Origin of the sequence: Planobispora longispora, assembly GCF_016863135.1 — a bacterium.
Lineage (GTDB): Bacteria > Actinomycetota > Actinomycetes > Streptosporangiales > Streptosporangiaceae > Planobispora > Planobispora longispora.
In genome coordinates, this window is sequence record NZ_BOOH01000067.1 from 66,184 (window position 1) to 73,910 (window position 7,727).

The following is a 7,727-nucleotide window of genomic DNA, read 5'->3' on the forward strand; positions in this document are numbered from 1 at the left end:
GCTTAACCCCTCCTGTCTGCGAGCCAGCTGCGCAGCACCTGCGCGACTTCTTCCGGCTGGCGGGACACCATGCCGGAGATCTCCCCACGGAGTTCCTCGTGGTGGTCCGAGTCGGGCTCGGCGGGCGCGGGCTCGGCCGACCCGGCCATGAGCGCCTCGCGCTCGGAGGCCTCCAGAGCGGCCTGGGCGCGGACGCGCTCCAGCTCGATCTGCAGTTCCTCCAGGCGGGCCTGCTCCTTCTTCGACAGCGCCGTACGGCGCTTGCGGCGGCCGCGCAGCATCCCGATGACGAACAGGATCACGATGCCCAGGGCGGCAGCGCCGATCTTGACGTACTCCATCGTCTGCGCGTCCTGCTCGACCTTCTGCGCGGCGGCGAGCTCGGCGGCCGCCTTCTCCGCGGTGCTGTTGTCGAACGGCATCGCGGCGACGGCGATGGTGTCGCCCCGCTGGGTGTTCACGCCGGCGGCGGAGGTCACGATGCGCTGGATCTCGGCCATGTCCACCCCGGCGGACGCCTGGCCGTCGACCATCACGGCGACGTCGAGCTTGCGGACCGCGCCCGGCGCGGTCTTGCGGGTCTCGCTGACCAGGCCGACGGCGTTGTCACGGGTCTCGGTGACCGACCGGTAGTTGTTGCCGGACTGGGTGCTCGGGACCTGGATGTTGTCGGGACCGAGGACGCCGCCGGTCGGCGTGCCGCCACCGTCGTAGCTCTCCTCCTTGGTCGTCGACGACAGCGGCGGAGTGTTCGGGTCGCTGACGTAGCGCTGGCTCTTGGTCTCGGTCTGGTCGTAGTCCAGGTCGGCGGTGACCTTGACGACGGCCTTGTTCGGGCCCAGGACCTGGGTCAGCATCTGCTGGATCGAGCCGCTCATCCGCTGCTCGAACGCCTGCGTCTGCTGGTCGCGCTCGTCGCCGGCGCCGGTCAGCGCCTGCTCGCCGCCGGCCGACAGCACCTTGCCGGTGGAGTCGGCGAGGGTGACGTCGGTCGGCTCCATGCCCTCGATGCTGGAGGCGACCAGGTTCACCACGGCCTTGACCTGGGCGTTGGTCAGCTCCTTGGTGGGAACGGTGCCCACCAGGACCGAGGCGGTCGGCTTGGCCGCGTCGTCGGTGAAGACGTCCTTCTGCGGGATCGCGAGGTGCACGCTGGCGGAGGTGACACCGTCGATCGCCTTGATGGTCTTGGCCAGCTCGCCCTCCAGGGCGCGCTGGTAGCCGACGTGCTGCATGAAGTCGGAGGTGGTGACACCCTGCTTGTCCAGCAGGGCGTAGCCGCCGCCGTCCTCCTGGGTCGGCAGACCCTCGCCGCTCATCTTCAGCCGCAGGTCGTACACCTGGGCCTGGGGCACCATGATCGTGGTGCCGCCGTCGGCGAGCTGGTAGGGGACGCCTTCGGCGGTGAGCTTCTCGACGATCGCGTTGCCGTCGGAGCCCGACAGGTTGGAGTACAGCGTGCCGTAGGTGGGCTGCGAGGCCCACTGGGCGAAGAAGAACCCGCCCACCGCGAGGGCGAGCACGAGGGAGACGGTGACGGCCTTCTGCCCGCTGCTGAACGACGCGAACGTGGAGCGGCCCTTGCGGAGAGCGGCGAGTGCGCGTTCCTGCATCAGCCCTGCAACCTCATGATCTCGGTGAAGGCGGCGATGGCCTTGTCACGGACGGCAACGGTCAGCTGGGTCGCCAGCGCGGCCTCCGTGCTGGCGGCCATGTAGTCGTGGGCGTCCTGCAGGTCGCCGGTGGCGGCCTTGACGGCCAGCGCGTCGGCCTTGGTCTGGGTGGCCTGCAGGTTCTCGACGCTCTGGGTGAGAAGGCCGCCGAAGACCTCGCCCGCGTCCCGCGCCGCCGACACGCCCGCCGGGGCGGCCGGGGCATTGATGCGCAGCGGTCCCGCGATGGGGCCGATCGAGTCGATGCTCATCCGTTCCTCCCGAGCTGGAGCGCGGCCTGGTAGGCGTCATAGGCGCGGTCGACGACTGAAATGTTGGCCTGGTAGGCGCGCTGCGCCATCATCAGCTGCCCCATCTGGGCGCCGAGGTCGATGTCCGGGTAACGCACGTAGCCCTTCTCGTCGGCCAGGGGGTGGTTGGGCTCGTAGACCAGCCGGCCCTCGGCCTTGCCGAGCTCGATCCCGCCGACCTGCACGCCGCCGTTGCCCGAGCCGTAGTCCACCGCCTGGGCCAGCACGTAGCGGGCCCGGAAGGCCTCACCGCTGGTGGGGGCGGCGTTGTTGATGTTGGCGATGTTGTCGGACACGGCGTCCAGCCACTTGCGGTAGACGGTCACACCCGTGCCGGCGATGCCGATCGCGCCGAAGGGACCAGCCATGGTCACGCACCTCCCCTGATGACGGAACGCAGCTGGCCGTACTTGGAGTCGAGGGCCTTCAACATCGTCTGGTAGCGCAGCACGGTGTCCATGTGCGACAAGGTCTCGTGGTCGAGGTTGACGTTGTTGCCGTTCTCCCGGGTGGGCTCGAGCGAGCGGGCGACGCTCGGCTCCACCGTGCCGACGGCCTTGGCGGGAGAGCCGCCCTTGACGGCGGTCCGCAGGGCATCCTCGAACTGGACGCGGCCGGCGAGAAACCCGGGAGTCTCGATATTGGCGATGTTGTCGGCGATGACCCGCTGGCGCTGGGCCAGGCCCTTCAGCGCGATGCGCACGGCGCTGGAGGTGACGTCCTCGAGCACGAACAGACTCCGTTCGCTCTACTACGGCCGCCGATCCATGGCGATGGGGCGAGCACTCCCTGCTCAGGTAGCCCCATCGGACGCCCCGGAGGCGTCCTGAGAACTTTTCCGACTTTCGTCCTCCGTCTCGCTTCAAGTCCTCAGGTGGCGGAACCGCCCTGCCGATGGGGCGGCGAGCCCGTTCTCTACGACGTCCAGCGAGGAGACAGCCCGCGTGTCCGAAGGCATCGCCGCGATCCAGTCCCGGATGGCCGTCCTGCAGAGCCAGTTCACCCGGCTCACTCCCGCCTCCAGCGCTTCCGGCCAGCAGTTCGCCGCCCAGCTCACCGCCGAACGGCAGAAGGCGGCCGCCGCCGGCACGACCTCCGCCCCGCCGTCCACTCCCACGGCGGGCACATCCGGTACGGCGACCACCTCCGGCACCACTCCCGGCGCGACCGGCACCTCGGCCGCGAACGGCACTTCCGCGACGACCGCCACCGAGAAGGCCCACGACCACTCCAAGGTCATCGGCGGCGGCGACCGCATCACGCCCACCATGAAGAAGGTCATCGAGAACGTCGACGCGAAGTTCGGCCCGTTCCCGACCATCGGCGCCTGGCGGGCCGACGGCGGCATGCCCGGCAGCGACCACCCCACCGGCAAGGCCGCCGACTTCATGATCAGCACGGGCGGGAAGATGCCTTCCGGCGCCAAGCTCAAGGAGGGCTGGGAGGTCGCCAACTACGTCAAGGAGCACGCCGACGAGCTCGGCATCAAATACATCATCTTCGCCCAGCACATCTGGAGCCCTTCGCGTGCGAGCGAGGGCTGGCGTCTGATGGAGGACCGCGGAAGCGTCACCCAGAACCACTTCGACCACGTGCACATCTCGGTCGAGCGCTGACCTGACTCCTCCCCGGCGGTCCCCGGCGCGTGACCCCGCCTTCCCGGGCGGCGGCCGCATACGGTGGCCCTGCGGACGACGCGGGGGGAGCGAGGCGTGGCGGGACGATTTCCGGGACGGGGCCGCGGCCCCCGCCCGCGGGGTCTGGCCTGCGCGCTGCTCCGCCTCGCCTGCGTGACCGTCGCGCTCGCCCCGCTCGGCGGCTGCGCCGCTCCCGCCCCGACCCGCGCCATGTGGCTGTGGCAGCGGGCCGACCCGGCCGAGGTGGTGGAATGGGCCGCCGCCCAGGGGGTGAGCGAGATCTTCGCCTACGTGCCGCAGGAGCTCACCGCCGCCGAGCGCGCCCGGCTGTCCGCGCTCGGGAAGAACGCCGACGCCGCCGGGATCGAGCTGGCCGCCCTGGGCGGCGAGCCCGAGTGGGCCCTCGACCACGCCGCCGCCCTGTCCTGGCTGCGCACCGCGATGGGCACCGGCCTGTTCACCACGGCCCACGTCGACGTCGAGCCGTACCACCTGCCCGCCTGGCGCACCGACCGGGCCGGGACCGTCGCGTCCTTCACCGCGCTCCTGGCCAAGCTCCGCGACGCCGATCCCCGCCCGCTCGAGGCCGACGTGCCGTTCTGGTACCACACCATCCCCGCCGGGCCCTCCGGCTCCGCGAGCTCCGCGAGCTCCGCGGATTCCGCGACCCTGGCCGACGAGGTCCTGGCCCGCACCGACGCGGTGACCGTCATGTCCTACCGCGACACCGCCACCGGCCCCGGCTCCATCATGGAGATCTCCGCCGACATGCTCCGCCGGGGCCAGCGGGCGGGCCGTCCGGTACGGCTCGGCGCCGAGACCCTCCGCCTGCCCGACTGCCCGCACTGCACCTTCCACGACAGGGGGCGCGAGGCGATGGACGCCGCCCTGGCCGAGGTCGACGCGGCCGCCGCCGAATACCCCTCCTTCGCCGGCATCGCCGTTCACGACTACACCGCCTGGACCACCCTGCGCCCCTGATCGCCGGGCGTTTTCAATCCGGCCTGTGCGAGATGGACAAGGCAGGAGACAATGGGTGGGTGAGCGCTCAAGCCGTGACATCGCTGCCGTCCCGCTGGGCAAGTGCCGCCCGGCTGATCCCGTCATCGTTGTCATCCCTGGCCGGTCCTCATGAGGGCCTGGTCGACCTCCCCCCTGATCTCGCTTGGTCAGGACGAACTCGTTTCGATCTTTCCAACCCCGACCAGCGCTATCTGTTCCACATGACGGTGCTGACATCAGCGATCACAGCTGAGCACCACACCCACTGGCTGAATGCCGACCTCCTTCTCCAGGACTGGGCACGGCTACGACTACCCCGACAGCTCCGTCTCCTGTGGCAGGCGAGACTCCCCGAACTGGCGGCCGCTGTTGCCCGATCCGCTTGAAGGAGATCACGCGCTGTTGATGCGCGCAGCCCTCCCCGTATGCGACCGTTACGGCCTGGTCCTCGCGGGCGGTTATGCGATCAAAGCCCATGGCCTGGTCACCCGGCCGTCAGACGACATCGACTTCGCCACCGCGAGCGCTGCTCCCATGGAGGAGATCACCGCATCACTCGCGCACGCCTACAGGCAAGCAGGAGTCAACGCGCAGGTGATATCAGCGGAAGGCCGTAAGGGTCATGTCCGTCGCCCTCCCTTCAGGAGTGACGTACCGGGTGGATGTGCTCAAGGAACCGCTCAACCGTCCGGCGGCGATCATGAGCTTTGGGCCGGTGCTCGCTCTCGAGGACGCCGTGGCGTTGAAAGTAGGCGCCCTCCATGACCGTGGTCTGCCTCGAGACTTGATCGATGTGTACAGTGCGACGGCTTATTTCAGCGACGCCGAGCTCGCGGCCCTGGGAAAGCGGGCGCTCGACGAGGATTTTTACCCGGAGGACTTGCGGGACCAGCTCGATCATGCGGCCGCATACGCCGATGAGGAGTTCGAGGTGTACGGCTGCCGGCCCGAGCAGATCCTGGCGATGAGGATCTGGGCGCAGCAGTGGGCTGACCGGCTCGGCTCCGAGATGGCCCAGACAGATTCGTGGGACGACCCCGAAGAGACGCCCGGATGAGACGTCAGGTCATGCGGCCGGGGTCGAGCTAACAAGGATTTCTGGCGCTCTCTGAGATCGCTGAGTTGGACGGAGATCACGCCGAAACCCGAACCCCGCCTCACGGGAACGCCGTACCCGCGCTGGAGGAGACGGGATCGGGCAGGTGCGGCCCGGCTGTGCCGACATCCGGGGCCGGCCCGCAACGCAAAACGCCCTCTTCACGCCAGAGTGACTGGCGGAAAGAGGGCGCTCAATCGATGCGTCAGACCGCGGGCTCCTCGGCCGGCGGCTCCTCGACGACCGGCGGCTCTTCGGCCGGCGGCTCCTCGACGACGGGCGGCTCCTCGACGACGGGCGGCTCCTCGACGACCGGCTCCTCGGGCTCCGGCGTGAGGTCGTGGGCGTTGACGTTCTTGGCCACGTAGCTGGTGGCGGTCTTGGTGCCGTTGGCGGTGACCACGTCCTCCACGGCCAGCAGGTCGAAGCCACCCTTGACCTCGTCCTTCACCACCTTGGTGGTGCTGCTGACGTAGATGACGACGCTCGTGCCGCGCGAGCTCTTGGGTCCGGCGGCGAGCTGGACCGTGATGGTGCGGGCCGTGGGGTTCACCGCGGTGACGGTGCCGACGGCCGCGAACGGCTGAGCGGCCTTGGCCTTGGCAGCCGCGGCCTTGGCGGCGGCGGCCTTCTTGGCGGCCTCGGCCTTGGCCTTGGCGGCGGCGGCCTTCGCCTTGGAGATCTTGGCGGTCTTGGCCTTCGGGGCGGCGTTGGCGACGCCCGCGGTGGCGGGCACACTCACCGTGACGGCGGCGGCCAGGAGCATCGCGCCCCAGACCTTCCTGCTGTTCGACATGGCATCCCTTCCGATTGCCGACAGTTGTTCCTTGCTTACCGTCGGCGATCTGAGGGGTCACTCAAGGGAAACCGGAAAAAATCCCTCGACTGCTCTCGTCTAGCACTGCAGCCGCCTGCCGTATGACATATAGCGACATGTCGTACGGCAGGCGGCTGCGGATGCGGCGAGGAGGCCGGACGCCCCGGTCAGCTGGGGACGGGCAGGCCCAGCACGCTCAGGCAGGGGTCGAGCAGCTGCTCCACGAGCGCCGATTCGATCATGTCGGCGACCGTGAGGGCGTGCACGGCGCCGCTCAGCAGGTTCCACACGCCGCCCGCGCGCTCGGCGACCGGGATCCCGGCGGAGTCGACGGACTGGACCAGCTCGAACTGGGCGGCGGCGGCGGCGCGGACGCGGTCGGAGGTGTGGACCGCCCAGGAGGCCGAGTGCACCGCCTTCGACCAGGAGCCGCCGTCGGAGCGGGTGCGGTCGGCCAGGGCGGACAGGCGCTCGACGTCACCCGCGCCGAGCGTCGCGACGCGGCGGCACAGCTCCATGACGGCCTCGTGCTGGGGGCCGGCGTCCACCGGCGGCTCGGGCAGTTCGCGGACGGCGGCGAGCCAGCCGACGGCCAGCCGGCGCCGGGTGTCGGCCGGCAGCAGCTCACGCAGGTAGGTGGCCATCACCGCGTCGCAGACGACGGCCGTGGCGCGGGTCGCGATCTCGTCCTGGCCGCGGACGCCGTCCTCGGTGCTCCAGGTCCAGTCGAGCACGTCGTGCCGGACGCAGTGCAGCAGCGCGTCGGGGGTGCCGATGGGCGCGCGCTCCAGCAGGGCGATCGCTCCCTCGGTCTCCTGCTGGGCCAGGCCGCGGATGGTCGGGCGCAGAATGGTCGCGCCGTGGATGTCCTGCCACAACCGGGCGCGGACTCCGTCGTCGGGGAGCCTGCGGGCCAGCGCCGGGAGGTCGCCGGGGGTGAGACGCAGGGCGCGGGAAAGCACTGCGGCGGTCGCCGCTCCGCCGTCCAGCCGCGTCAGGTCGAAACCGAGCACTGGGGCGCTGACCAGGGAATACATTAAAACAGTGTTACACCGGGAAAGAGAATAACCCCAATTGATCACGGTATTTATTACCAAATATCACGGTCTGTTCGTAGCACAACACATTTAGTTGACAAAAGCGCGGGTTTTACCCGGGAAACGGCAAGGCCGCCCACGGTGGCAACCGTGGGCGGCCTGATGTGACGCCGGG

The 7,727-nt window shown here is 69.8% G+C and carries 10 protein-coding genes; 4 read left to right on the top strand and 6 right to left on the bottom strand.

All coding sequences use genetic code 11. The features are described from left to right. Positions 1-2: 2 nt before the first annotated feature. Genes fliF through flgB form a run of 4 tightly spaced genes read right to left on the bottom strand, consistent with a single transcriptional unit; the run spans position 3 to position 2,693 of the window. A complete protein-coding gene (gene fliF, locus Plo01_RS37025) occupies positions 3-1,613 on the bottom strand; it encodes a flagellar basal-body MS-ring/collar protein FliF (protein ID WP_203895450.1) in 1,611 nt (536 codons plus the stop codon). Then, positions 1,613-1,924 carry a flagellar hook-basal body complex protein FliE gene (gene fliE, locus Plo01_RS37030; protein WP_203895451.1) on the bottom strand — a complete coding sequence of 104 codons (312 nt, stop codon included), beginning with the start codon at positions 1,922-1,924 and terminating at the stop codon, positions 1,613-1,615. Before fliE ends, fliF begins: the two co-directional genes overlap by 1 nt. Continuing rightward, positions 1,921-2,331: a flagellar basal body rod protein FlgC gene (locus tag Plo01_RS37035; RefSeq protein WP_203895452.1), complete on the bottom strand. Its 411-nt coding sequence runs from the start codon at positions 2,329-2,331 to the stop codon at positions 1,921-1,923. The genes fliE and Plo01_RS37035 overlap by 4 nt, the downstream gene beginning before the upstream one ends. Before the next feature lie 2 nt (positions 2,332-2,333). Next, positions 2,334-2,693, bottom strand: a complete 360-nt coding sequence (gene flgB, locus Plo01_RS37040; protein WP_203895453.1) for a flagellar basal body rod protein FlgB — start codon at positions 2,691-2,693, stop codon at positions 2,334-2,336. A 214-nt stretch (positions 2,694-2,907) separates the two neighbouring features. Here flgB and Plo01_RS37045 point away from each other — a divergent pair, with 214 nt between their 5' ends. The 4 genes from Plo01_RS37045 to Plo01_RS37060 all read left to right on the top strand — a co-directional run bounded on the left by Plo01_RS37045 (position 2,908) and on the right by Plo01_RS37060 (position 5,659). Next, positions 2,908-3,579, top strand: a complete 672-nt coding sequence (locus Plo01_RS37045) for a VldE C-terminal domain-containing protein (protein WP_203895454.1) — start codon at positions 2,908-2,910, stop codon at positions 3,577-3,579. A gap of 96 nt (positions 3,580-3,675) precedes the next feature. Further along, positions 3,676-4,581 (top strand): hypothetical protein, encoded by a 906-nt coding sequence (locus tag Plo01_RS37050; RefSeq protein WP_203895455.1) that lies wholly within the window; start codon positions 3,676-3,678, stop codon positions 4,579-4,581. 426 nt (positions 4,582-5,007) lie between these two features. Further along, the gene (locus Plo01_RS41470) at positions 5,008-5,367 is read left to right on the top strand and encodes a nucleotidyl transferase AbiEii/AbiGii toxin family protein (RefSeq protein WP_373871761.1); all 360 of its coding nucleotides are present in this window, start codon (positions 5,008-5,010) and stop codon (positions 5,365-5,367) included. Then, entirely contained in the window at positions 5,261-5,659 is a 399-nt protein-coding gene (locus tag Plo01_RS37060) for a nucleotidyl transferase AbiEii/AbiGii toxin family protein (RefSeq protein ID WP_239317813.1), read from the top strand. Before Plo01_RS41470 ends, Plo01_RS37060 begins: the two co-directional genes overlap by 107 nt. 244 nt (positions 5,660-5,903) lie before the next feature. On the opposite strand, the gene Plo01_RS37065 is transcribed toward Plo01_RS37060, so the two are convergent. Then, positions 5,904-6,494: a hypothetical protein gene (locus Plo01_RS37065; RefSeq protein WP_203895458.1), complete on the bottom strand. Its 591-nt coding sequence runs from the start codon at positions 6,492-6,494 to the stop codon at positions 5,904-5,906. A gap of 188 nt (positions 6,495-6,682) precedes the next feature. Beyond that, the gene (locus tag Plo01_RS37070; RefSeq protein ID WP_203895459.1) at positions 6,683-7,552 is read right to left on the bottom strand and encodes a hypothetical protein; all 870 of its coding nucleotides are present in this window, start codon (positions 7,550-7,552) and stop codon (positions 6,683-6,685) included. Positions 7,553-7,727 lie beyond the last annotated feature (175 nt).

Excerpts from the sequence above, each read along its gene's own strand:
- fliF (WP_203895450.1), bottom strand. The coding sequence starts at position 1,613 with ATGCAGGAACGCGCACTCGCCGCTCTCCGCAAGGGCCGCTCCACGTTC.
- fliE (WP_203895451.1), bottom strand. The coding sequence starts at position 1,924 with ATGAGCATCGACTCGATCGGCCCCATCGCGGGACCGCTGCGCATCAAT.
- Plo01_RS37035 (WP_203895452.1), bottom strand. The coding sequence starts at position 2,331 with ATGGCTGGTCCCTTCGGCGCGATCGGCATCGCCGGCACGGGTGTGACC.
- Plo01_RS41470 (WP_373871761.1), top strand. The coding sequence starts at position 5,008 with ATGCGCGCAGCCCTCCCCGTATGCGACCGTTACGGCCTGGTCCTCGCG.
- Plo01_RS37065 (WP_203895458.1), bottom strand. The coding sequence starts at position 6,494 with ATGTCGAACAGCAGGAAGGTCTGGGGCGCGATGCTCCTGGCCGCCGCC.
- Plo01_RS37070 (WP_203895459.1), bottom strand. The coding sequence starts at position 7,552 with ATGTATTCCCTGGTCAGCGCCCCAGTGCTCGGTTTCGACCTGACGCGG.